At 69.1% G+C, this 23,440-nt stretch carries 24 protein-coding genes, 1 tRNA gene and 1 other RNA gene; 9 read left to right on the top strand and 17 right to left on the bottom strand.

Going from position 1 to position 23,440, the window contains the following annotated elements; translation table 11 throughout:
- Window positions 1-131: 131 nt before the first annotated feature.
- The 7 genes from ilvC to ACIPYT_RS11685 all read right to left on the bottom strand — a co-directional run bounded on the left by ilvC (window position 132) and on the right by ACIPYT_RS11685 (window position 8,900).
- Window positions 132-1,160, bottom strand: coding sequence for a ketol-acid reductoisomerase (gene ilvC / locus ACIPYT_RS11715; RefSeq protein ID WP_401074031.1), 1,029 nt, complete (start codon window positions 1,158-1,160; stop codon window positions 132-134).
- A gap of 44 nt (window positions 1,161-1,204) precedes the next feature.
- Window positions 1,205-1,714, bottom strand: coding sequence for an acetolactate synthase small subunit (gene ilvN, locus ACIPYT_RS11710; RefSeq protein ID WP_401074029.1), 510 nt, complete (start codon window positions 1,712-1,714; stop codon window positions 1,205-1,207).
- A gap of 2 nt (window positions 1,715-1,716) precedes the next feature.
- Window positions 1,717-3,519, bottom strand: coding sequence for an acetolactate synthase large subunit (locus ACIPYT_RS11705; protein WP_401074026.1), 1,803 nt, complete (start codon window positions 3,517-3,519; stop codon window positions 1,717-1,719).
- Between the two features lie 70 nt (window positions 3,520-3,589).
- Entirely contained in the window at window positions 3,590-5,308 is a 1,719-nt protein-coding gene (ilvD, locus tag ACIPYT_RS11700; protein ID WP_401074024.1) for a dihydroxy-acid dehydratase, read from the bottom strand.
- A gap of 9 nt (window positions 5,309-5,317) precedes the next feature.
- Window positions 5,318-6,115, bottom strand: coding sequence for a trehalose-phosphatase (otsB, locus tag ACIPYT_RS11695; RefSeq protein ID WP_401074020.1), 798 nt, complete (start codon window positions 6,113-6,115; stop codon window positions 5,318-5,320).
- A gap of 46 nt (window positions 6,116-6,161) precedes the next feature.
- On the bottom strand, window positions 6,162-7,571 hold the full coding sequence (locus tag ACIPYT_RS11690; RefSeq protein WP_401074016.1) for a trehalose-6-phosphate synthase: 1,410 nt from the start codon (window positions 7,569-7,571) through the stop codon (window positions 6,162-6,164).
- Window positions 7,572-7,619: 48 nt separating this feature from the next.
- Window positions 7,620-8,900, bottom strand: a complete 1,281-nt coding sequence (locus ACIPYT_RS11685) for an MFS transporter (RefSeq protein WP_401074013.1) — start codon at window positions 8,898-8,900, stop codon at window positions 7,620-7,622.
- A gap of 200 nt (window positions 8,901-9,100) precedes the next feature.
- Here ACIPYT_RS11685 and ACIPYT_RS11680 point away from each other — a divergent pair, with 200 nt between their 5' ends.
- The gene (locus tag ACIPYT_RS11680; protein WP_401074010.1) at window positions 9,101-9,379 is read left to right on the top strand and encodes a hypothetical protein; all 279 of its coding nucleotides are present in this window, start codon (window positions 9,101-9,103) and stop codon (window positions 9,377-9,379) included.
- Window positions 9,380-9,400: 21 nt separating this feature from the next.
- Here the strand turns inward: ACIPYT_RS11680 and ACIPYT_RS11675 are convergent, their stop codons facing one another.
- Genes ACIPYT_RS11675 through ACIPYT_RS11665 form a run of 3 tightly spaced genes read right to left on the bottom strand, consistent with a single transcriptional unit; the run spans window position 9,401 to window position 12,022 of the window.
- Window positions 9,401-10,603 carry an acetyl-CoA C-acetyltransferase gene (locus tag ACIPYT_RS11675; RefSeq protein WP_401074007.1) on the bottom strand — a complete coding sequence of 401 codons (1,203 nt, stop codon included), beginning with the start codon at window positions 10,601-10,603 and terminating at the stop codon, window positions 9,401-9,403.
- A complete protein-coding gene (locus ACIPYT_RS11670) occupies window positions 10,600-11,247 on the bottom strand; it encodes a CoA transferase subunit B (RefSeq protein WP_401074005.1) in 648 nt (215 codons plus the stop codon). The genes ACIPYT_RS11675 and ACIPYT_RS11670 overlap by 4 nt, the downstream gene beginning before the upstream one ends.
- Before the next feature lies 1 nt (window position 11,248).
- Entirely contained in the window at window positions 11,249-12,022 is a 774-nt protein-coding gene (locus tag ACIPYT_RS11665) for a CoA transferase subunit A (RefSeq protein ID WP_401074002.1), read from the bottom strand.
- Window positions 12,023-12,127: 105 nt separating this feature from the next.
- Between ACIPYT_RS11665 and ACIPYT_RS11660 the strand changes: the two genes are divergently transcribed.
- Genes ACIPYT_RS11660 through ACIPYT_RS11650 form a run of 3 tightly spaced genes read left to right on the top strand, consistent with a single transcriptional unit; the run spans window position 12,128 to window position 14,627 of the window.
- Window positions 12,128-12,916, top strand: a complete 789-nt coding sequence (locus ACIPYT_RS11660; RefSeq protein ID WP_401074000.1) for an IclR family transcriptional regulator — start codon at window positions 12,128-12,130, stop codon at window positions 12,914-12,916.
- A 54-nt stretch (window positions 12,917-12,970) separates the two neighbouring features.
- Window positions 12,971-13,390, top strand: coding sequence for a MarR family winged helix-turn-helix transcriptional regulator (locus tag ACIPYT_RS11655; protein WP_401073998.1), 420 nt, complete (start codon window positions 12,971-12,973; stop codon window positions 13,388-13,390).
- A gap of 7 nt (window positions 13,391-13,397) precedes the next feature.
- Entirely contained in the window at window positions 13,398-14,627 is a 1,230-nt protein-coding gene (locus ACIPYT_RS11650) for an MFS transporter (RefSeq protein ID WP_401074832.1), read from the top strand.
- A gap of 152 nt (window positions 14,628-14,779) precedes the next feature.
- Here ACIPYT_RS11650 and ACIPYT_RS11645 read toward each other — a convergent pair.
- A tRNA-Lys gene (locus ACIPYT_RS11645) sits at window positions 14,780-14,852 on the bottom strand.
- 147 nt (window positions 14,853-14,999) lie between these two features.
- Here ACIPYT_RS11645 and hisN point away from each other — a divergent pair.
- Genes hisN through ACIPYT_RS11630 form a run of 3 tightly spaced genes read left to right on the top strand, consistent with a single transcriptional unit; the run spans window position 15,000 to window position 17,305 of the window.
- The gene (gene hisN / locus ACIPYT_RS11640; RefSeq protein WP_401073995.1) at window positions 15,000-15,797 is read left to right on the top strand and encodes a histidinol-phosphatase; all 798 of its coding nucleotides are present in this window, start codon (window positions 15,000-15,002) and stop codon (window positions 15,795-15,797) included.
- 35 nt (window positions 15,798-15,832) lie between these two features.
- Window positions 15,833-16,399: a hypothetical protein gene (locus ACIPYT_RS11635; RefSeq protein WP_401073992.1), complete on the top strand. Its 567-nt coding sequence runs from the start codon at window positions 15,833-15,835 to the stop codon at window positions 16,397-16,399.
- Window positions 16,400-16,444: 45 nt separating this feature from the next.
- Window positions 16,445-17,305: a transposase gene (locus ACIPYT_RS11630; RefSeq protein WP_401073989.1), complete on the top strand. Its 861-nt coding sequence runs from the start codon at window positions 16,445-16,447 to the stop codon at window positions 17,303-17,305.
- Between the two features lie 95 nt (window positions 17,306-17,400).
- On the opposite strand, the gene ssrA is transcribed toward ACIPYT_RS11630, so the two are convergent.
- Window positions 17,401-17,770: a transfer-messenger RNA gene (gene ssrA, locus ACIPYT_RS11625) on the bottom strand.
- A gap of 142 nt (window positions 17,771-17,912) precedes the next feature.
- Between ssrA and ACIPYT_RS11620 the strand changes: the two genes are divergently transcribed.
- On the top strand, window positions 17,913-18,581 hold the full coding sequence (locus tag ACIPYT_RS11620; protein WP_401073987.1) for an SIMPL domain-containing protein: 669 nt from the start codon (window positions 17,913-17,915) through the stop codon (window positions 18,579-18,581).
- 18 nt (window positions 18,582-18,599) lie between these two features.
- Here the strand turns inward: ACIPYT_RS11620 and hflX are convergent, their stop codons facing one another.
- Window positions 18,600-20,111, bottom strand: coding sequence for a GTPase HflX (hflX, locus tag ACIPYT_RS11615; protein WP_401073984.1), 1,512 nt, complete (start codon window positions 20,109-20,111; stop codon window positions 18,600-18,602).
- 69 nt (window positions 20,112-20,180) lie between these two features.
- Here hflX and ACIPYT_RS11610 point away from each other — a divergent pair, with 69 nt between their 5' ends.
- Window positions 20,181-20,834: a class I SAM-dependent methyltransferase gene (locus ACIPYT_RS11610; protein WP_401073981.1), complete on the top strand. Its 654-nt coding sequence runs from the start codon at window positions 20,181-20,183 to the stop codon at window positions 20,832-20,834.
- 17 nt (window positions 20,835-20,851) lie between these two features.
- On the opposite strand, the gene ACIPYT_RS11605 is transcribed toward ACIPYT_RS11610, so the two are convergent.
- From ACIPYT_RS11605 to ACIPYT_RS11590, 4 genes are read right to left on the bottom strand one after another with little or no spacing between them, the layout of a single operon-like run.
- Window positions 20,852-21,481 (bottom strand): HAD family hydrolase, encoded by a 630-nt coding sequence (locus ACIPYT_RS11605; RefSeq protein WP_401074830.1) that lies wholly within the window; start codon window positions 21,479-21,481, stop codon window positions 20,852-20,854.
- A 23-nt stretch (window positions 21,482-21,504) separates the two neighbouring features.
- The gene (dapF, locus tag ACIPYT_RS11600) at window positions 21,505-22,377 is read right to left on the bottom strand and encodes a diaminopimelate epimerase (RefSeq protein ID WP_401073978.1); all 873 of its coding nucleotides are present in this window, start codon (window positions 22,375-22,377) and stop codon (window positions 21,505-21,507) included.
- 23 nt (window positions 22,378-22,400) lie between these two features.
- Window positions 22,401-22,859 (bottom strand): GNAT family acetyltransferase, encoded by a 459-nt coding sequence (locus tag ACIPYT_RS11595; protein WP_401073975.1) that lies wholly within the window; start codon window positions 22,857-22,859, stop codon window positions 22,401-22,403.
- A 9-nt stretch (window positions 22,860-22,868) separates the two neighbouring features.
- A complete protein-coding gene (locus ACIPYT_RS11590; RefSeq protein WP_401073972.1) occupies window positions 22,869-23,411 on the bottom strand; it encodes a dihydrofolate reductase family protein in 543 nt (180 codons plus the stop codon).
- Window positions 23,412-23,440 lie beyond the last annotated feature (29 nt).

Raw genomic sequence — 23,440 nt, 5'->3', positions numbered from 1 at the left:
GTGCGATTCGCACCGGGCCCGTTCTGGGTCTGTCAGCGTGATCAGCGCGCAGCGCTGCCGTCGACTAAGGCCGAAGGCCGGCGGCCGCGCAGCGGCCAGACCAGCACAGCCCTCCGAGGATTACGTCGCCGTCAGCGCGCAGCGCTGCCGTCGACGTAGTCCTCGTCCTGCTGCTTCCAGGCGAAGAGCGAACGCAGCTCCTTGCCGGTCGCCTCGATCGGGTGCGTCTCCTCCTTGGCACGGAGAGCGAGGAACTCCTCGGCGCCGTTGTCCTGGTCGTCGATGAAGCGCTTCGCGAACGCACCCGACTGGATGTCGGCGAGCACGCCCTTCATGCTCTCCTTGACACGCTCGTCGACGACGCGCGGGCCCGAGACGTAGTCGCCGAACTCGGCGGTGTCGGAGATCGACCAGCGCTGCTTGGCGATGCCGCCCTCCCACATGAGGTCGACGATGAGCTTCAGCTCGTGGAGCACCTCGAAGTAGGCGATCTGCGGCTGGTAGCCCGCCTCGACGAGCGTCTCGAAACCTGCCTGCACGAGGTGGCTCATGCCACCGCAGAGCACTGCCTGCTCGCCGAACAGGTCGGTCTCGGTCTCCTCCGTGAAGGTCGTCTTGATGACGCCGGCGCGGGTGCCGCCGATGGCCTTCGCGTACGAGAGAGCCGTCGCCCAGGCGTTGCCCGAGGCGTCGCGCTCGACCGCGATGATGTCCGGGATGCCGCGACCGGCGACGAACTCGCGGCGCACCGTGTGGCCGGGCGCCTTCGGGGCGACGAGGATGACGTCGACGCCCTCGGGAGCGTCGATGTAGCCGAAGCGGATGTTGAAGCCGTGCGCGAACGCCAGCGTCTTGCCCTCGGTGAGGTTCGGTGCGATCGACTCGCTGTAGATCGTGCGCTGGTGCTGATCCGGCGCGAGGATCATGATGAGGTCGGCCCACTGGGTCGCCTCGGCGACCGTCTTGACCGGGAAGCCGGCCTCCTCGGCCTTGGCGGCCGACTTCGACCCCTCCTTGAGGGCGATGGCGACCTCGACGCCCGAGTCGCGCAGGTTCTGCGCGTGGGCGTGGCCCTGCGAGCCGTAGCCGACGACGGCGACCTTCTTGCCCTGGATGAGGGACAGGTCGGCGTCGGCGTCGTAGAAGATCTCGGTGCTCACTGGTTCTTTCTCCTTGATTGGGGTTCTGTACGTGTGTGGGTATGTCAGCCGCGCAGGACGCGCTCGGTGATGCTCTTGCCGCCGCGTCCGATGGCGAGGAGACCCGACTGCGCGATCTCCTTGATGCCGAAGGGCTCGAGCGCCCGCAGCAGCGCCTCGACCTTGCCGCGGTCGCCCGTGACCTCGACCACGAGCGCGTCGGAGGCGTAGTCGACGACAGAGGCACGGAACAGGTTCACGACCTCGATCACGTTCGACCGCGTCGCGTTGTCGGTCCGGACCTTGATGAGCATGTGCTCACGCTGCACGGATGTAGAGAAGTCGAGCTCGACGATCTTGATGACGTTGATCAGCTTGTTCAGCTGCTTCGTCACCTGCTCGAGCGGGAGGTCGTCGAGATCGACGACGACCGTGATGCGCGAGATGTTCGGCACCTCGGTCACGCCGACGGCGAGGGAGTGGATGTTGAAGCCGCGGCGGGCGAACAGCCCCGCGACTCGCGTGAGCAGACCGGGGGTGTCCTCCACGAGGAGGCTCAGCACGTGCGTCGTCATGGTCAGTCCTCCTCGTCGAATGCGGGCGCGTGGTCACGCGCGTACTGGACATAGCTGTTGCTCACGCCCTGGGGGACCATCGGCCACACCATGGAGTCGGCGCTCACGACGAAGTCGATGACCACGGGGCGATCGTTCGTCTCGAGGGCGAGCTGGATCGCGGCGTCGACCTCCTCCTCCTTCTCCACGCGGATCGCGAGGCAGCCATAGGCCTCGGCGAGCTTCACGAAGTCGGGGATGCGGATCGTGCCGTGTCCCGTGTTGAGGTCGGTGTTGGAGTGACGACCGTCGTAGAACAGCGTCTGCCACTGGCGCACCATGCCGAGCGAGGAGTTGTTGATGATCGCGACCTTGATCGGGATGTCGTTGATCGCACAGGTCGCGAGCTCCTGGTTGGTCATCTGGAAGCATCCGTCGCCGTCGATCGCCCAGACCTGGCGGTGCGGCTCGGCGACCTTGGCGCCCATGGCCGCGGGAACCGAGTACCCCATGGTGCCCGCTCCCCCGGAGTTCAGCCACGCATTGGGACGCTCGTACTTGATGAACTGCGCCGCCCACATCTGGTGCTGTCCCACGCCTGCGGCGTAGATGCCCTCAGGGCCGGTCAGCTCGCCGATGCGCTGGATCACGTACTGCGGCGCCAGGAGCCCGTCGGTCGTGGGCGCGTAGCCCAGCGGGAACTCCGTGCGCAGCCCGTCGAGGTACGACCACCACTCCTCGGTGTCGGGCGTCGCGGTGCCGATCGCGCTGCGGAACGCCGTCTCGAGGTCGATGAGCACGTCGCGCACGTCGCCCACGATCGGCACGTCCGCCGTGCGGATCTTCGAGATCTCCGCCGGGTCGATGTCGACGTGCACGACCTTGGCGTTCGGGGCGAACAGGGCGGCCTTGCCGGTGACGCGGTCGTCGAACCGGGCGCCGAGCGACACGATGAGGTCGGCCTCCTGCAGCGCGAGCACCGCGGGCACCGTGCCGTGCATGCCCGGCATGCCGAGGTGCTGCTGGTGCGAGTCGGGGAACGCGCCACGCGCCATGAGCGTCGTGACGACCGGCGCACCGGTGGTCTCGGCGAGGCCGAGCAGCTCTGCCGACGCCTTGCCGCGCACGACGCCGCCGCCCACGTACAGGACGGGCTTCTTCGACTCGGCGAGAAGAGCTGCGGCGGCCTGGATCTGCTTGCCGTGCGCCTTGGTCACCGGACGGTAACCGGGCAGGTCGATCTTGGGCGGCCAGATGAACGGTGCGACGTTCTGCTGGGCATCCTTCGTGATGTCGACGAGCACCGGGCCGGGCCGGCCGGTCGAGGCGATCTCGTAGGCTGCGGCGATCGCTCCGGGGATGTCGGCGGCGTCCTTCACGAGGAAGGAGTGCTTCGTGACCGGCATCGTGATGCCGACGATGTCGGCCTCCTGGAACGCATCCGTGCCCATGAGCGTCGAGAACACCTGGCCGGTGATCGCCAGCAGCGGCACCGAGTCCATGTACGCGTCGGCGATGGCGGTGACGAGGTTCGTCGCGCCGGGCCCGGAGGTGGCGATGCACACGCCCACCTTGCCGGACGACGACGCGTATCCCTCGGCCGCGTGACCGGCGCCCTGCTCGTGGCGCACGAGGATGTGGCGCAGCGACTCGGCGTCCATGAGCGGGTCGTACACGGGGAGGATCGCTCCCCCGGGCAGACCGAAGACGTCGGTGACGCCGAGCAGTTCGAGGCTGCGGACGACGGCCTCGGCCCCGGTGATCTCGGGGGCGGCGGACTTGGGTGCGGGGGGCCTCGGCACGGCCGAGACGGAGTCAGCAGTCATGACTTTCCTTCTGGTGGTCTGCGGGTGACGTCGGATGCCGGACATCGCGGATGTCGGTCGAACGTCGGTGTCAGCCGGTCGTCGCGCCCTCGGCGGCGGACCGCACGAGGCGTGAGTACTTGGCAAGAACGCCACGGGTATAGCGCGGGGGAAGCGGCTCCCAGCCAGAGCGGCGGGAGGCGAGCTCCGCCTCATCGACGAGTAGATCGAGAGAGCGAGCTGCGATATCGACCCGTATCAGATCACCATCGCGCACGAAGGCGATGGGACCTGCGTCCACCGCTTCGGGTGCTATGTGGCCGATGCACAGGCCGGTTGTGCCGCCTGAGAATCGTCCGTCCGTCAAGAGTAGTACATCTTTTCCGAGCCCCGCGCCCTTGATGGCCGCGGTGATCGCGAGCATCTCGCGCATGCCCGGTCCGCCCTTGGGTCCCTCGTAGCGGATCACGATCACGGTGCCGGCGTCGATCTCGCCGTTCGCGACGGCATCCATCGCTGCGCGTTCGCGCTCGAACACGCGGGCAGGACCCTCGAACACGGCGGCGTCGAAGCCGGCGGTCTTCACGACGGCCCCTTCGGGCGCGAGCGATCCATGCAGGATCGTGAGACCGCCGGTGGCGTGGATGGGGTCGTCGAAGGTGTGGATGACCTCGCCGTCGATGGGCTGCGGGTCGAGCTCGGCGAGGTTCTCGGCCAGTGTCTTGCCGGTCACGGTGAGCGCGTCGCCGTGCAGCAGGCCCTCGTCGAGCATGGCCTTCATGATCACGGGGATGCCGCCGTGCCGGTCGACGTCGTTCATGACGTACTTGCCGAACGGCTTCATGTCGGCCACGTGCGGCACCTTGTCGCCGATGCGGTTGAAGTCGTGCAGGCTCAGCTCGACCTCGGCCTCGCGGGCGATCGCGAGCAGGTGCAGCACGACGTTCGTCGAGCCGCCGAGCGCCATCGCGAGCGCGATCGCGTTCTCGAAGGCCTCCGGGGTGAGGATGTCGCGCGTCGTGATGCCCTGACGCAGCAGGTTCACGACGGCCTCGCCCGAGCGGTGGGCGAAGTAGTCGCGGCGGCGGTCGGCTGCGGGCGGGGCAGCCGAGCCCGGGAGGCTGAGCCCGAGCGCTTCGGCGACCGATGCCATGGTGTTGGCCGTGTACATTCCGCCGCACGCGCCCTCGCCTGGAGCGATCGCGCACTCGATGCGCTTGAGGTCCTCCTCGCTCATGAGGCCGGCACGACAGGCTCCGACCGCCTCGAACGAGTCGATGATCGTGACGTCCTTCTCGGTGCCGTCGGAGAGCTTGACCCAACCCGGTGCGATCGAACCCGCGTACAGGAACACGCTCGACAGATCGAGGCGGGCGCTGGCCATCAGCATCCCGGGGATCGACTTGTCGCACCCTGCGAGCAGGACCGAGCCGTCGAGGCGCTCGGCCATCATCACCGTCTCGACCGAATCGGCGATGACCTCGCGCGACACGAGCGAGAAGTGCATGCCCTCGTGCCCCATCGAGATGCCGTCGGAGACGGAGATCGTCCCGAACTGCAGCGGGTACCCGCCGCCGGAGTGCACGCCCTCCTTGGCTCCCTGCGCCAGGCGGTCGAGGCTCAGGTTGCAGGGGGTGATCTCGTTCCAGCTGGACGCGATGCCGATCTGGGGCTTGTCCCAGTCGGCGTCGCCCATGCCGACCGCACGGAGCATGCCCCGGGAGGTCGTGGCTTCGATGCCGTCGGTGACGACGCGACTGCGCGGTTTGATGTCGATGGACTCGTGGGGTGCGGACTCGAGCGAGGACATGACGGAAGTCTATTCCCGACCGGCGATCCGCTCGTCCGCGAGAGCCTCCAGAAGCAGCGCGATCTCCTGTGGGTTCTCCACACGCAGGGCCGCGGCGCTCTCCCCCGGGCCGACGCGCACCCCGAGGTCGTCGCCCTCGAGCACCCGCATCGCATCCTCGTCGGTCACGTCGTCGCCGGCGAAGAGGATCGCGGTCGCGTCGAAGTGCGCGCGGAGAGCGGCCATCGCGGCATCCTTGCCCTCGGTGCGCGACGAGAACTCCAGGACGCGGTGCCCGGAGCGCCGGCGCCAGTGCGGGAACCGCTCGGCGACCAGCTCGTCGATCTCGGCGAACACCGCGGTCTCCACCTCACGCGTCGCCGTGCGCGTGTGCACGCCCATGCCGAAGGTCTTGGGCTCGAGCTCGGCGCCCTCGTAGCGGTCGATGATCGGCTGCGCCGCCGCCCAGAGCTCCTCCCGGGCGCCGTCGACCGTGTCGGGACCCGTCGCGTCGGCCTCGCCCATACCGGGATACCAGTACTGGGCGCCGTGCGATCCGGCGAGGGCGATGAGCGAATCGTCGGTGTGCTCCGTGATGATCCGCAGGTCGTGCATGCTGCGGCCGGAGACGTAGGCCACGACCGTGTCGGGCAGATCCGCGAGGCGGTCGACCTGAGCCGCGACCTCCGGCAGCGCCCGTGCCGCCATCGGGTCCGGGACGAGCGGGGAAGCCGTGCCGTCGAAGTCGAGCGCGACGACGAGGCGCGGTGTGGCCGCGATCGCGCTCACGGCGGCATCCGGCGTTCCAGGGGTCCAGGTGCGGGTCACGGGGTCTCCAATCGAGGCGGGTGTCCCCTCCAGTATGGCCGTCCCGTCAGCGCCCTCTGACCTCCGCGAGCGCCGCCAGGAACGACGACGACCACGCGTCGACATCGTTCTCGAGCACGCGACGGCGCAGCGACCGCATCCTCTTGCCCTGCTCCGCCGGAGGCATCTCGACCGCCGTCATGATCGCGTCCTTGAGCCCGGCGATGTCGTGGGGATTCACCCGCACCGCCTGGCGCAGCTCGTCGGCCGCGCCGGTGAACTCGCTGAGCACGAGTACGCCGCGGTTGTCGGCCCTCGTGGCCACGTACTCCTTGGCGACGAGGTTCATGCCGTCGCGCAGGGCGGTGACGAGCATCACGTCGGCGGCGAGGTACAGCGCCACCATCTCCTCCCGCGGGTACCCCTGGTGGAGGTAGCGGATGGCCGTGTGCCCCATGGTGTCGTGGTCGCCGTTGATGCGCCCGACCGCGAGCTCGATCTCGTCGCGCAGATGCACGTAGGCGTCGACGCGTTCACGACTGGGGCTCGCGACCTGCACGAACGTGACGTCCTCGACCTTGAGGTGCCCGTCTTCGAGGAGCTCCCCGTACGCCTTGATGCGGTGTCGGATTCCCTTGGTGTAGTCGAGTCGGTCGACGCCGAGGAGGATCTTCGCGGGGTTGCCGAGGCTCGCGCGGATCTCCGCGGCACGCGCCTGCACGTCGGGGCGCGCGGCGAGTTCGAGGTACGGAGCGGTGTCGATCGAGATCGGGAAGGCCCGGGCGACCGACGTACGGGTCGCCCCGTCACCGTCGGGGACCGCGACCGCCGCGCCCTTCACCTCGTACTTCAGCCGACGACGCACAGCCGTGAGGAAGTAGGTCGCGTCCTGGGCCCGCTGGAAGCCGATCACGTCGGCGCCGAGAAGACCCGTCAGCACCTGATCGCGCCAGGGCAGCTGCGCGTACAGGCCGTGCGCGGGGAACGGGATGTGGTGGAAGTACCCGATCGTGACGTCGGGTCGCAGCTCCCGCACCATCTGCGGGACGAGCTGCAGCTGGTAGTCGTGCACCCATACCGTTCCCTCGGGCGCGACCACCGACGCCGCGGCCTCGGCGAACCTCCGGTTGACCCGCACGTACGCGTCCCACCACTCCCGGTGGTACTGCGGGGGCGCGATCACATCGTGGTAGAGCGGCCAGATCGTGTCGTTCGCGAAGCCCTCGTAGTAGTCGGCGATCTCCTCCGCCGACAACGCGATGGGGATCAGGTCGATCCCGTTGATCTCGAGGGGCTCGAGGTCGACGTCGGGTTGACCCGGCCACCCGACCCAGGCGCCGTGCGCGTGGCGCATCATGGGCTCGAGAGCCGCCACGAGCCCTCCGGGTGATGTGCGCCACTCCTCCGAGCCGTCGGGGCCGATCACCCGATCCACCGGCAGGCGATTGGCGACGACGACGAATTCTGCGGCGGACATGGTGGAGCTCCTGTCGGTGCGGTGCGGTGCTCCTCAGGCTACAGAAGCTCAGACCGAGGCTACGCGAGTGCGAGCGGAACTCAGCGGCCAGTTGACAAGGCCTGCACCGAAAGCTATCGCCGCGGCCGCGATCGGCAGCATGAGGGCGGCGCCCGTGCCGACGCTCTCCGCGAGCTCGCCCGCCACGGCGGCTCCGATCGACTGACCGACGACCACTCCGGATCCGAGCATCGTCATGACGGTCGCCGAGCGCCCGAGCGGGCTGCGGGCCGCACCGAGGCTGTACTGGGTCACCAGAGTCGGGCCGATGCCGACGCCCATGATCGCGAGGGCCAGCATCATGGTCGTCGGCGCGTCGACGACCAGGAGCAGCAGGGATCCCGCGAGCAGGATGCCGGAGAACACGAGCCATCGGGCCCGCAGCGTGAATCTCGGCGGCAGCCACGCCACACCGAGGGCGAGGATCGCCGATCCGACGCCCATGACGCCGTACAGCAGTCCCGCCTGTTCCGGCGCGCCACGGTCGGCCATGAACGAGGTGAGCGAGGTGAGCATGGTTCCGAAGAACACGCCGACGCCGAGGATGCCGAGCACGACCACGAGCACGCGCGCATCGAACAGCTCGGACACCGCCGAGGGCGCACGTCCGTCCGCTCCCCGATGCACCGACACCGCGCGAGCGCTCGGATGCAGGGCGAACGCGCCGACGAATACGACGGTCAGCGCCGCGGCGCCCGCGAGCGGGGCCCACGGGGCCAGAGCGGAGGCGAGGATGCCCACCAGGAACGGCCCGAACACGAACACGGTCTCATCGGCCGCCGACTCATAGGCCATGGTGCCGGAGACCGTGCGGGCACGTCGGGACTCCGGCATCCGATCGGCGATGATCGTCACGAGTCGCGAGCGCGACATGGGCGCCACCTGCGGGGCGGTCGCGCCGATGCCGAAAGCAGCGATCAGCACGAGCGCATCGACGGCGTCTCCGTAGACGACGACCGTGAACAGCACGAGCATCGCACCGTTGGCGATCGCGAGCAGGAGGAGTACGAGCCTTTGACCGAACCGGTCGGCCGCAGCCCCGAGGAGCGGGCCGAAGCAGGCGGTGCCGAGACCGACCGCGGCCGAGGTGAGTCCGCCGAGCGAGAGAGATCCGCGGGCGGAGACGACGACCGTCAGCACACCGACGACCATCATCGCGAAGGGCAGTCGCGCGACGAACGCGATGATGAAGTACGGCAGGCCCGCGAGTCTGAGAAGACTCTGCTGAGCGTCCGGCTGAGGGGCGGGGTCGACCGTGGTCGACGTGGACGAGGATGTGGCGTGTGTCATGGCTCTCGCGCGTCCGCGGACGCGGGGTCGGGTGCCGCCGCTGTCCGTCGGGGAGCCGACGGCCGGTAGATACACGGGTGCGGCCGCGGCGAGCCGCGACCCCTCCATGGTAGCGCGTGAGCCTGAAAGACGGCCGGACCGCATCCGCTCCTCTTGTCAAGGCTCGACGGCGCGGGGGTGCGGACGGGTAGCGTGAGGGCATGAACTACCTCACGGGAACAGGACTGCTGGGCGCGATCATGTCGGGCGTCGCCCTCCTGCGCGGTTCGCGCGAGACGAAGATCACCTGGCGTGCCGCGCTCGCCTGGTTCAGCTGGGCGATCACCTTCGCGCTCGCGATCGGCGCCGTGATCGACACGCGACGGCTGAATCAGGGCAAGCCGGTCTCACCGGACTCCCCGCTGTACGCCAAGCAGCAGAAGGACATCCTGAAGAAGGAGAAGAACTTCCAGAAGGAGCTCAAGCGCGCACGGCGCTGAGCCCCTCCTGCACCGCGCGGCTCAGCGGGTGAGGATGAGCGCCTCGCCCTGACCGCCGCCGCCGCAGAGTCCCACGGCGGCCACGCCGGTGCCGCGTCGGGCGAGCTCATGCGCGATGTGGACGACCAGACGGTTGCCGGAGGCGCCGATCGGATGCCCGATCGCGATGCCCCCGCCGTGGAGGTTGACGACATCGCTGCTCAGGCCGAGCTCCACCTGCGACCGCGCGACGACGGCGCCGAACGCCTCGTTGATCTCCACCAGGTCGAGGTCGGCGGGCGCGATGCCCTGCCGTGCGCACGCCTGCTCGATAGCCCGCGCCGGCTGCGCATGCAGGGAGTTGTCGGGCCCGGCGGTCTGCCCGCTCGCTCCCACCGACACGAGCACCGACCAGCCCTTCTCCGCTGCCCGCCCGCGAGTCGTCACGACGACGGCCGATGCTCCGTCGGAGATCTGCGAGGAGTTGCCGGCCGTGATCGACCCGCCCTCGGCGAACGCGGCACGAAGACCCGCCAACGACTCCGTGGTCGTGTCCGGGCGCACGCCCTCGTCGGCGCGCACGACGATCGGCTCACCCCGTCGCTGCGGCACCGTGACGGGCACGATCTCCGCGTCGAAGACGCCCGCCTGCTGCGCGGCGGCCGCTCGCTGGTGCGACAGCGCGGCGACGGCATCCTGCGCGGCCCTCGTCGTCTCGTACCGGGCGTTGTGCCGCTCGGTCGACGCGCCCATGCTCTCGCGGTCGAAGGCGTCGGTCAGGCCGTCGTAGGCCATGTGATCGAGCACCTCGACGGTGCCGTACGTCCAGCCGTCGCGGGACCCCATGAGCAGGTGCGGCGCACGCGTCATCGACTCCATCCCCGCCGCGACCACGACGTCGGCGTCGCCGGTCCTGATCATGCGCGCCGCATCGATCACCGCCGTGAGACCCGACAGGCACACCTTGTTGACCGAGTGCGCCGGCACGTCCCATCCGATGCCCGCACCGATCGCCGCCTGCCTGGCCGCGTTCTGGCCGGACCCTGCGGCCAGAACCTGCCCCACGATCACCGCGTCCACGTCACCGGGGTCGATGCTTCCCTGCTCGAACGCCCCGCGGATCGCGAAGGCGCCGAGCTGCGGCGCGGAGAAGCTCGCGAGCTGCCCCTTGAGGCGCCCCTGAGGCGTGCGGGCGGCGGCGACGATGACGATGTCGTCTTCGTGGGTGGCGGCAGTGTCGGTCATGGGGTGGTGTCCTTCCTGATGATGAGCGGCGGCTCGGTCGCAGCGATGACCTCGTCGACGTCGACACCCGGTGCGGTCTCGACGAGGACGAGCCCGTCGTCCGTGACGTCGATCACGGCGAGGTCGGTGATGATGCGGTCGACGACGCCGCGACCGGTGAGCGGCAGACTGCACTCGTGCACGATCTTCGCCGATCCGTCGCGTGCGACGTGCTCCATCAGCACGATCACGCGGGCGGCGCCGTGCACCAGGTCCATGGCGCCTCCCGGGCCCTTGACCATCTTGCCGGGGATCATCCAGTTCGCCAGGTCACCCGTCGCCGAGACCTGCATCGCGCCGAGGATCGCGGCGTCGATCTTGCCGCCGCGGATCATGCCGAAGCTCGTCGCCGAGTCGAAGAAGGCCGATCCCGGCAGCACCGTCACGGTCTCCTTGCCGGCGTTGATGAGGTCGGGATCGACGGCGTCCTCCCTCGGGTACGGGCCGACCCCGAGGATGCCGTTCTCCGACTGCAGCACGACCGTGACGTCGGCGGGAACATGGTTCGGGACCAGGGTCGGCAGGCCTATCCCGAGGTTGACGTAGGAGCCGTCCTGCAGCTCGGCCGCGGCCCGTGCGGCCATCTCGTCGCGTGTGAGCGCCATCTCAGGCTCCGTCCGTCGTGGTCGTGCGCCGTTCGATGCGCTTGGGGATGTCGGAGCCGACCTCGACGACGCGGTGCACGAAGACGCCGGGCAGGTGGATGCTGTCGGGATCGAGCTCTCCCGGCTCGACGAGCTCCTCCACCTGGGCGATGCACACCCGACCCGCCATCGCGGCGAGCGGGTTGAAGTTGCGCGCCGCCTTGTTGAACACGAGGTTGCCGTGGCGGTCGCCGCGGAGCGCGTGCACGAGGGAGAAGTCCGTCGTGATCGCTTCTTCGAGCACGTAGTCGCGCGGCGTGCCGTCGACGGCGAAGTTGCGGACGTCCTTGACGGGCGAGGCCACCGCGACGGTGCCGTCCGCGGCGTAGCGACGGGGAAGACCGCCCTCGGCGACCTGCGTGCCGACACCCGTCTGCGTGTAGAACGCGGCGATCCCGGACCCGCCAGCGCGCAGCTTCTCGGCGAGAGTCCCCTGAGGGGTCAGCTCGAGTTCCAGCTCACCGGAGAGGAACTGCCGTTCGAACTCCTTGTTCTCCCCCACGTACGACGACGTCATCTTGCGGATGCGACGAGCTCCGAGCAGGATGCCGAGGCCCCAGTCGTCGACCCCGCAGTTGTTGCTGACGATGCTGAGGTCGGCGGTGCCCTGGGCGAGCACTGCCTCAATCAGGGCGATCGGGTTGCCCGAGAGACCGAATCCTCCTACCGCGAGAGAGGACCCGTCGGCGATGTCCGCCACCGCTTGCTGCGCCGAGGCCCATTCCTTGTCGATCACGTGTGCTCCTTCGAAGACGTGCGTGCATACAGCTTGCGCCTCGGCGCCCACCGCCCCCAAGCCGGTTCTTGCCATATGGCCGAACCGTCGCGTAGCGTCCACGATATGGAATCTACGAACCGGACCGTTCCGGGCGCGCAGGCCATCGCCCGTGCGGCGTCGTTGCTGCGTCTCGTCACCCGGAGCGGCTCCGACGGTGCGACGCTGCAAGAGCTCGCTCGCGACTCCGGTCTCTCGCGCTCCACCGCGCATCGACTGCTGTCGGCCCTCCGCGCAGAGGGGCTGGTCGATCGCGACGACGACAGCGTGCGATGGATGCCGGGGCCTGAGCTGTTCCTGATGGGATCCGTCGCCGCCACCCGCTACGACGTCACGAGTCTGGCCCGCGACATCGTCCGTTCTCTCGCGGTCAAGACCGAGGAGAGCGCCTTCCTCTCGGTGAGACGCGCCGATGAGACCGTGTGCCTGTTGCGCGAGGAGGGCGCGTTCCCGATCCGGTCGTTCGTGCTCAGTGAGGGCGTGCGCTTCCCGCTCGGGGTCGCGAGCGCCGGACTCGCGATCCTCGCGTTCCTCCCCGACCACGATGTGGACGCCTACTTCGACCGTCATCCCGAGCTCGCGCAGAACTGGGGTCGACCCCACGGGGAGAACCCTCTGCGCACCCGACTCGCCGAGACCAAGGAGCGCGGGTACGCCGTGAACCCCGGACTCATCGTCGAGGGCAGCTGGGGCCTCGGCGCTGCGGTCTTCGATCGATCCGGCCGGCCGGAATGGGCGCTGAGCCTGACGGGGGTCGCGTTCCGCTTCGGTCCCGATCGCACCGCGGAGCTCGGACGCATCCTGCTCGCACACGCGCACCAGCTCTCGGCACGCATCGCCGGCGCCCGGCGCTGACGGATCGGCTCCACTCACGCCAAGATCCATACCATCGGGTATATACTCTGAGGTATGAATCGTGCGGACGTCATCCCCTCCCTCGTCCTGTCGGCGCACGCCCTGGCGCGGATCGCGGCGCAGGATGCCGGGAACGAGGCCCCGGCCGCGCAGTGGCGCGTGCTGAGCCTGCTCGAGCAGAGCGGATCCAAGCGCGTGGGAGAACTCGCGACCGCCGCACGGACCACGCAGCCCGGAATGACCCGGCTCATCGGCGTGCTCGAGTCCTCCGGACTCGTGCTCCGCTCCCCCGTGCCGGAGGACTCGCGCGCGATCGCGGTCGACATCACGGATGCCGGACGCGCGGCCCTGCGCACCTGGCGAGCCGAGTTCCGCGACACCCTCGCCCCGCGCTTCGCCGATCTCGGCGACGACGACTGGAGCACCCTCATGCGCGCAGCCGAGATCCTCGCCGCGCACACCACGAACGACTGACAGGAGCATCGCAGTGAGCAGTAACACCGCTTCCGTGTGGAAGCAGCCCGCACAGGTCTGGGCCGTCGCCTTCGCCTGCGTCGTCGCCTTCATGGGCATCGGCCTGGTCGACCCCATCCTCCCGGCCATCGCCGACTCGCTGCAGGCGAGCCCCTTCGAGACCGAGCTGCTCTTCACCAGCTACCTCGCCGTCACCGGAGTCGCCATGCTCGTCACGAGCTGGATCTCGAGCCGTATCGGCGCGAAGCGCACCCTGCTGATCGGCTTGGCGCTCATCGTCGTGTTCGCGCTGTTCTGCGCCCTGAGCGGCAGCGTCGACGCGGTCATCGGCTTCCGAGCCGGCTGGGGACTCGGCAACGCGCTGTTCATCTCCACCGCGCTCGCGACCATCGTGGGCGCCGCGTCCGGCGGCAGCGCCGCGGCGATCGTGCTGTACGAGGCCGCGCTCGGACTCGGCATCGCGATCGGGCCGCTGCTCGGCGGCATCCTGGGCGAGCAGAGCTGGCGTGCGCCGTTCTTCGGCGTGGTCGTGCTGATGGCGATCGCCTTCCTGGCGGTCCTCGTCCTGCTGCGCGGCCCGCAGGACAAGCCGGCTCCGGTGCGCTTCTCCGCGCCGTTCACTGCTCTGCGCCGCCCGGCGCTCGCGATCCTCGCGGTGACGGCGCTGTTCTACAACATCGGGTTCTTCATCCTCCTGGCGTTCTCGCCGTTCCCACTCGGCTTCGGCGCCATGGGCATCGGGTTCACGTTCTTCGGCTGGGGCGTCGCCCTCGCCGTCACGAGCGTCTGGGTCGCCCCGGTCCTCATGCGGCGCATGCCGCGCACCCGCGTGATCCTGTCGGTATTGCCGCTGCTGGCCGTCGACCTCGTCGTGGCCGGACTCCTGGTGTCGTCGGCTGCGGCCCTCGTGACCTGCATCATCGTCGGCGGCCTGCTCCTCGGCATCATGAACACGGTGCTCACCGAAGCCGTGATGGAGGCCACCGACCTGCCCCGTTCGGTCGCATCGTCGGCGTACTCGGCCGTCCGGTTCCTCGGCGGCGCCATGGCTCCGCCTCTCGCCGCGGCCCTGTGGCACGCGATGAACGCCACCGTCCCGTATCTGGTGGCGGCGCTCGCTGTGCTCATCGCTGCGCTCACCGTGTTCCTCGGGCGCAAAGCCCTCGCCCACATCGACGACGAGCCCGACGACGCCGATGAGGATGCCGCGGCGATCCTCATCGGCGACGCCGCCTGACAGTCGCCGCTCGAGCTCCCGCCGGGTCGGCACGACGCCGTACCGCCCCGGCGGGACACCAGATGATCCGCACCGCCCGGTGGTCATCTGCCATCGTGCCCGTAGACGCGAAAAAGCCTCGAAGACTGGCGAGAGTCTTCGAGGCTGATCCGTGCACCCCCAGGGACTTGAACCCTGAACCCACTGATTAAGAGTCAGTTGCTCTGCCGATTGAGCTAGAGGTGCGTGGCCCGGATTTCCCCCGGCCGAGGAATTACATTACCAGCCGACGGGCGCGAGACGAAATCCGCGTCGCTCCCCCGAGACCGCCGCGCGTGTCGCCGCATGTCGGACCGCGGCGGTCGCCCCTGACCCGGCGGTTATCCTGTTCACGTGACTGCTTCCACCGCTGCCGCCGACCTGTCCCGCGACCTCGAGCTCGCCCTCCGGCTCGCCGACGCCGCCGACGCCCAGTCGCTCCCCCGCTTCGACAGCGCAGACCTCGAAGTGTCCACAAAGGCCGACAGCTCTCACGTCACCGACGCCGATCTCGCCACCGAGCGGGCGATCCGCGAGATCATCGCCGCGGAGCGGCCTGCCGACGGCATCTTCGGCGAGGAGTTCGGCGCCCAGGGCGACACCCACCGACAGTGGATCATCGACCCGATCGACGGCACTGCGAACTTCCTCCGGGGCGTGCCGCTGTGGGGCACCATGATCGCGCTCGCGATCGACGGCGTACCGCAGGTGGGAGTCGTGAGCATGCCGGCTCTGGGACGCCGCTGGTGGGCCTCCGCAGGCGCCGGTGCATGGACGGGCACCGCCTCCGGACCCCGCCGTCTGCAGGTCTCCGACGTCGCGTCGCTCGACGATGCGAGTGTCAGCTTCCAGAGCATCGCGCAGTGGACCCGTTCCGGGCACCGCGACCAGCTTCTCCGCCTCGCCGACCACGTCTGGCGCGATCGCGCCTACGGCGATGTGTACGCCTACATGCTGCTCGCCGAGGGACGCATCGACATGGTCGCCGAGTTCGACGTCAAGGAGTACGACATCGCGGCCGCAGTACCGATCGTCCGCGAAGCAGGCGGCCGCATGACGGGATTCGACGGCGCCGAGACGATCTCCGACCTGTCGACACTCGCCAGCAACGGCACGCTGCACGACGCCTTCCTCGACCTGTTGCACGGTTGACCCGACGCCCGACGAACTCCCCACGAAGGCCCGAGATGACGCACCGCACTCTGACCACAGCACTCGGCGCACTCGCCCTTGCGGCGGTGCTCGCCGGATGCTCCGGCGGCACCGACGCGAACGCGACGCCGACGCCCGACGTCCCGAAGCCGACGGCGACGGCCACCGTCACCCCGACGCCGACGCCCACGCCCGAACCCGCGGCGCAGCCCACGTGCGACACGATCGTCTCGGCCGGCACCGTGCAGGCGCTCACCGACGCGGGCTGGACGTCCGAGGAGAAGGAGTTCGTGATCGGCGATGTCACGCTGCCTGACGGCCTGCTGTGCTTCTGGGCCGACTACTCGGTCGCGTCCGACCACGGTCAGCTGTACGGCTGGTCTGCGATCACCGCCGACCAGGCCGCCGACGCGCAGTCGTCGCTGCTCTCCTCGGGATGGACGCGCGAAGACGGCGCTGACGGGATCTACATCACCGAGAACCCCGACTTCTCGATGGGCACCGACGACGACGGTTACGGGATGACGTACCTGTTCGGCGACGGCTGGGTGGAGGTCGCCGACACCCGCCAGAGCCTCCTCCTCATCGAGTGGCAGGGCTGACCCCACGACATCGGCGCTCCGCGACTGCGGTGTAGTGTCGCTCGCATGAGCACGGACGACGACCTGACGTCGATCGCCGCTGCCCTCTACACCGCCCCGCTCGTCGAGTTCACCGCGACCCGCGACGCCCGCGCGAAGGCCACGACCGACGCGGCGCTCTCCGCGGGCATCCGATCGCTGCGCAAGCCGTCGGTCGCGGCGTGGGTGGTGAACGTGTTCGCCCGCGAGCGAGCAGCCCAGCTCGGTGAGGCGCTCGCACTGGCCGCGGAGCTTCGTGACGCGCAGGATGACCTCGACGCGAAGGCCCTCGCCCAGCTGGGCCGAGATCGCCGTGCGCTGACCGCGCGGCTGGCCGCAGCGGCCGCCGACCTCGCCGCATCGCGGGGTGAGCGCGTCACGGATGCGACACGCGAGGCGGTGCAGCAGACGATCTCGGCCGCGTTCTTCGATCCCGATGCAGCCGCTGCGGTCGCGTCAGGTCGACTCGTGCGCGCACTCGAGCCGTCGGAGACATACTCGGATCTGATGGGCTCGATCGTCGCGGGCGGCGCACCGTCGGCGGCCGCGCCGGAGTCCGCTCCCGCCGACGAGGTCGCCGCGCGTCGCGAGCGCAAGAAGGCGGAGCGCGCCGTGCGCGACGCCGAGCAGTCTCGCGACCGTCTCCTCCGCGAGCAGAAGGCGACGGCGAAGACGGCGGCGAACCTCCGGGCGACGATCGACGAGCTCACCGCACGCGAAGCCGAGATCGAGCGCGAACTCTCGCAGCTCCGTCGACGGCGCGACCGCGCGCGCGTCGAGTCGGACACCGCCGAGGATGCCGCTGCGACCGCTGACGGTCGCGTCGCCGACGCCGAGCAGGCCGTCGCCGACGCACAGGCGAACCTCTCCGCGCTCGGCGACCGCTGACGCGGCCACCACAGCGCCCCTGGTCAGCGCAGATGACGAGACCCCGTCGGGTGCGTGTGCGCATCCGACGGGGTCTGAATCCGGTGACAGCGACCTGGTGGAGCTGGGGGGAATCGAACCCCCGTCCAACGCTGAGTCTCCACGCCTTCTCCGGGCGCAGTCTGTGGAAGCGTTCTGCTCGGCTCCGACCTTTGTCACAGACACCTAAGTCGACGAGCCCAGCCTGGGAAGAGTCCCGCGTGACGTCCAGACGCCGTCACACAGCAAGATTCCTAGATGACGCCAGGATCCGTATCGGAATCACATACGGTCTGACGGACTATCGGGCTCGCTTATGCAGCGAGGGCGAAGTCGTTGCGCTTGGATTCGGCAACTATTGTTTTGCAGAGAGCGTTTACGAGATAACTCTGCATCCTCGGCCCGCTTCTCGTGGATTCACAGGCGCTGTCGAAACCGATCAGCCCCGTGGTCCTTCTCTCGAAGGAGCCGCTGTCACTCTGTGGATTTGTCATGCTCGGCAACCGAGGTTCCCGAGCGTCTCAGACTACAACGTCTGCGCACGCCGCGCCATTCCGCACGGGAACGGCGGGGAGCGTAGAGTCGCCGCATGAGCGATGTCACCGTCACCGTCCGCGGCGAGCACGAAGAGCGCGTGAAGCCCGAGCGCGCCACCATCCAGGTCAGCGTGCGGGCGGAGGGTCCGGAGCGCACCGCTGTCGTCGAGCGCGTGACCCGCCTCACCGACCCCGTGCGCGAGTCCCTCACCGCACGCGCGGATGCCGGAGGGGTGCTCGACTGGTCGAGCACCCGACTCTCGGTGCGAGCCGAGCGTCCGTGGAACAACGAGGGCAAGCGACTCGCGCCCGTGCACTACGCGAGCATCGATCTCACGGCCACGTTCGGAGACGTCGCCGAGCTGTCGCTGTGGGTCTCCGACATCTCGATCTGGGACGGTGTCGAGGTCGGCTGGGTCGACTGGCACCTGACACCCGAGACGCGCACGACCACAGAGCGCGCTGTCGCGGCACAGGCCGTCGGCGTCGCCCTGACCCGCGCTCAGGCCTATGCGAGCGCCCTCGGTCTGCACGAAGTGACCCCGCTCGAGATCGCCGACGTCGGGCTCATCTCGAACGGTCAGCCCGCTGCTCCCACGCCGATGATGATGAAGGCGGCGCGGGGCGCAGCGTTCGCGGCGGACGCGGCACCGGCCATGCAGTACGAACCTGACGACATCGTGATCGCGGCGACCGTGGAGGCACGATTCCTCGCGCGGTGACCCGGCCGCGGGTGAGCGTCAGGCGCTGACCGCGAAGGGCTCCAGGTCGGCGGCGAGACGTTCCGAGACGCGGGCGTGCACAGCGGTGCCGTCCTCACGATGATCCACCGAGAGCAGCATGCCGCTCTCGTGGATCGCCGCGACGAGGTCCCCCCGGTCGTACGGGACGACGGCATGGATCTCGACGGCTGGCTTCGGCAGTGCGTCCTCGATCGCGGCGCGGAGCTCGACGATCCCCTCACCGGAACGCGAGGAGACGAAGTGCGCCTTGGGCTCGAGACCGCGCAGCACGAGCCGCTCGTCGTCGTCGATGAGGTCGGCCTTGTTGAAGACCACGAGTTCGGGCATGTCGCGCACGCCCACGTCGCCCATCACATCGCGCACCGTCTGCAGCTGACCGGCCGGGTCGGGGTGCGAGCCGTCGACGACGTGCAACACGACATCCGCGTCGCCCACTTCCTCCAGCGTCGAGCGGAACGCCTCGACCAGCTGATGCGGGAGGTTGCGCACGAACCCGACCGTATCGGTCAGCGTGTACACGCGACCGTCGGCGGTCTCCGAGCGTCGCACCGTCGCGTCCAGCGTCGCGAAGAGCGCGTTCTCGACCAGCACTCCTGCGCTCGTGAGAGCGTTCAGGAGGCTCGACTTGCCCGCGTTGGTGTACCCCGCGATCGCGACGGAGGGGATCGTGTTGCGACGACGCTCGGCCCGCTTCGCTTCGCGCGCAGGGCCGAAGTCACGGATCTGACGGCGCAGCAGCGCCATCTTGGTGCGGATGCGGCGGCGGTCGAGCTCGATCTTCGTCTCACCCGGTCCACGTGATCCCATACCGGCCCCGCCGGCGCCCACCTGGCCACCGGCCTGACGGCTCATCGACTCGCCCCACCCGCGGAGACGGGGAAGCAGATACTCGAGCTGGGCGAGTTCGACCTGCGCCTTGCCCTCGCGGCTCTTGGCGTGCTGGCTGAAGATGTCGAGGATGACCGTCGTGCGATCGATGACCTTGACCTTCACGACATCCTCGAGAGCACGGCGCTGGCTGGGAGCGAGTTCGGTGTCGGCGATCACGGTGTCGGCACCGGTCGCGGCGACGATGTCTCGGAGCTCCTGGGCCTTGCCACGCCCGATGTAGGTCGCGGCATCCGGGTGCGGACGCCGCTGCAGCACGCCGTCGAGCACGACGGCTCCGGCCGTCTCGGCGAGAGCGGCGAGTTCGCGCAGCGAGTTCTCCGCATCGTCCTGCGCACCCTGCGGGTAGACGCCGACGAGCACCACGTTCTCGAGACGCAGCTGCCGGTACTCGACCTCGGTGACGTCCTCGAGCTCGGTCGAGAGTCCACCGACACGTCGCAGGGCGTGTCGGTCCTCCAGATCCCACTGATCACCGTCGGATCGGGCGTGCGCCGCGGTCGCTTCGTCCTGCAGCGCCTGCGCCGCTCCGAACACGCGCGCTTCGGTGCGCTTCTCCGAGTTCGCGAGCACGCGGTCGAGCGCGTCGTCGCCGGTCGAAGGTGTCGTGGTATCCGTCATCCGTCCCTGTTCTCTGGGTTTCGTTTGCGAGTCTTAACCTTAGCCCGCGCTGTCCGCTACGCTCACGGTATGGGGTCCGACCATTACTTCACCGCGGCCCCGGCGAGTCCCGAGAACCTGCGTACGATCCGTGTATCGCTCGCAGGCCGTGAGCTGGACGTCACCACCGCAGGCGGCGTCTTCAGCCCGGATCGGCTGGACGCCGGAACTGCGGTCCTCCTCGCCAACATGCCTCCGGTGCCGCCGGGCGGCAACCTTCTCGACCTCGGAAGCGGATGGGGTCCCATCTCGCTCACGATGGCGATGAACGCTCCGCACGCGACCGTCTGGGCGGTCGACGTCAACGAACGCGCCCTCGACCTCGTGCGCCGCAACGCGGCATCCCTCGGCCTCACCAATGTCAACGCGGTGCGCCCCGAGGATGTTCCCGCCGATGTGATGTTCCGGTCTATCCGTTCGAACCCTCCGATCCGCGTGGGCAAGAGCGAACTGCACGGTCTGCTGGAGAAGTGGATCCCCCGTCTCGACGAGCGCAGTGATGCGTGGCTCGTGGTGCAGCGCAATCTCGGGGCCGACTCGCTGCAGAGGTGGATCGGCTCGACCTTCACTCCGGGCTTCAGCGTGTTCCGCACGGCCACCGCCAAGGGATACCGCGTGCTCAAGGTCCGCAAGCACGGCACTCCCCCGACCGAGCCGATCACCCTCTCGGCGCTGTCGTCGTAGCAGCGGGAGTGCTCGCGTCAGACGGTGTCGAGCAGCGCGGGAAGATCCCGCATGTCGGTGAACACCGTCGCCCCCTCTTCAGCCAGCCACTCTACCGGGGTGATGCCGCCCGCGTAGCCGAGCACGCGCATACCGGCCGTCCGCGCGGCCTGCACGCCGAACCGGCTGTCCTCGATCACGACGCAGCGCTCCGGAGCGACACCGAGCCGTGCAGCGGCGTGGAGGAACAGATCGGGCGCGGGCTTGCCGTCGCGAACGTCGTCGGCGCTGAAGATGCGGCCGGCGAACCGCGGCAGCAATCCGGTCAGGGTCAGGCTTCGTCGGATCTTGTCATGTGACCCGCTGGAGGCGACGCAGGTGTCGAGGTCGATCACGTCGAGAGCGGCTTCCACGCCGGGCACGGCCACGAGATCGCGCGCGAACGCCTCGCGGTACCACGCGTCGAACGGGCGCACCCAGTCGTCGTCGAGATCTCGCCCGAGATGCGCTTCGACCTCGGCGCGGAAATGCGCGTCGGAGCGTCCCACGAAGCGGTGGATGATCTCTTCCCGCGTGAGGGCCCAACCGAGTTGCGCGAGGACGCGACGGTCGATCTCGACCGAGATGCGCTCGCTGTCGACGAGGACGCCGTCGCAATCGAAGACGATCAGCTCGACATCGCCGGACGACGTCAGATCAGCTCGACCTCGCCGCTGTAGACGAGCTGGGCAGGGCCCGAGAGGGCGACGTGCTCGCCGTCGTGCGCCGGGAACATCCGCACGCCGAGAGTTCCGCCGGGAACCTCCACCGTCCATCGGTCGGGGGCCTTCTCCCCCGCCCAGTGCCGCACGGCGAGGGCCGTGGCGGCGACGCCGGTGCCGCAGCTGAGGGTCTCCCCGACGCCGCGCTCGGAGACGCGCATGCGCACGTGTCCGACGCCGTCACGCACGAGCGGCTCGCCCGGAACCACGAACTCGACGTTCGCGCCCGCCGGCGGAGCCGGATCGAGAAGAGGCGCACGGTGCAGTTCGAGGGACGCGAGTTCGCCGTCCTCGGCGAGGGCGACCACGACATGCGGATTGCCCACGTCGATCCCGAGGCCCGGACGCGCGACCGGGAGGCCGTCGGCCGTCACCAGGGGATCGTCTCCTGACAGGCCCCACGGACCGAGATCGACCTGATAGCCGTCGTCGCTGAGCGTGATGTCACGGACGCCGGCGCGCGTGCCGACGGGAAGCGACGCGCCCGGCTCGATCGTCGCCAGTCCCGAGCGGAGAAGGTAGTGGACGAAGACACGCACGCCGTTGCCGCACATCTCGGCGATCGACCCGTCGGCGTTGCGATAGTCCATGAACCATTCGGCCCCGGCCTCGGCAGCCGGCGCCGCAGCGCCATCCGCGATCGACGTGGATCGCACGACACGGAGGATGCCGTCCGCGCCGATTCCGAAGTGCCGGTCGCAGAGCGCGGCGACCTGCTCAGCGCTCAGATCGAGCATCCCGTCGGGGTCGGCGATGATGACGAAATCGTTGCCCGTGCCGTGTCCCTTGGTGAATGCGACCATCCGTCCAGTCTAGGGACACCGGGCTATGCGTCGACGATGAGACGCTTGCCCGTGTTCGAGACGGAGAATCTCTCGTAGCCGAGCGCGTCGTAGAACTCCAGCGCCTGCTCGTTCCCTTCGCGCACCATCAACTGGATCTTCGGGCATCCCATGTCGATCAGCAGGCGCTCCGCCTCCGCGACGAGCGCCCTCCCCACTCCGAGACGACGATGAGACGGAGCAGATGCGAGGTAGTACAGCCATCCGCGGTGTCCGTCGTAGCCCGCCATCACGCTGCCGATGATCGACGGCGCATTCTCGTCGCTCCCCTGCGTCTGCGCGCCCTCCTCGACGGCGACGAGGAACAGTTCGGGCTGCACGGTCAGCTTGCGCTCGATGTCGCGTCGCGGATCGTTCCACGGCCTCGTCAACCCTGCCGACTCCCACAAGGAGACCACACCGTCGGCGTCGTCGGGATCGAATGCGCGCACGTGCCAACTCATCGATCGAGTCTAGGGTCGCTCGACGGCGTCCCTGCGAATCCGGTACCGCCCGCACAGGAAGTCGCGGTTGCGTGCGACGTCGATGAGCTCCAGTTCCAGAGCGCGTGGGAGGAGCGGAGCACCCGACCCCAAGGTCACGGGCGCGTACTGCACCCACACCTCGTCGAGCAGGCCGGCATCGGCGAACTGGCCCGCGAGATCGCCGCCGCCGACGATCCACACGTCCCGTCCCTGAGCGGCCTCGACCATCTCGGCGTGCGCGCGGCGCACGTCGCCCTGGCTGAGCCTGACGTCGGCGCCGTTCGGGACCTCGAGCTCCCTGTGCGTGAACACCCAGGTGGGCTGTGTGTACCCCCAGCGCCCTTCGTCGTGCCCCATCACCCATTCGAAGGTCGACGCGCCCATCGCGAGCGCGCCCACGCCCTTCTCGAACTCGACGTACGACATCGGACCCTCTTGATCTATGTCGCGAGACAGCAGCCAGTCGAGCGAATGGTCAGCGGTCGCGATGAATCCGTCGAGGCTGGATGCGGTGAAGTAGTGGGTGGCCATGCCGACACCCTCCCACGGGCTTCGGACAT

The organism is Microbacterium sp. NPDC089695, from assembly GCF_044749085.1.
GTDB lineage: Bacteria > Actinomycetota > Actinomycetes > Actinomycetales > Microbacteriaceae > Microbacterium.
The sequence above is the reverse complement of the archived record's forward strand: the minus strand, read 5'-3'. Positions and strand labels throughout refer to the sequence as shown.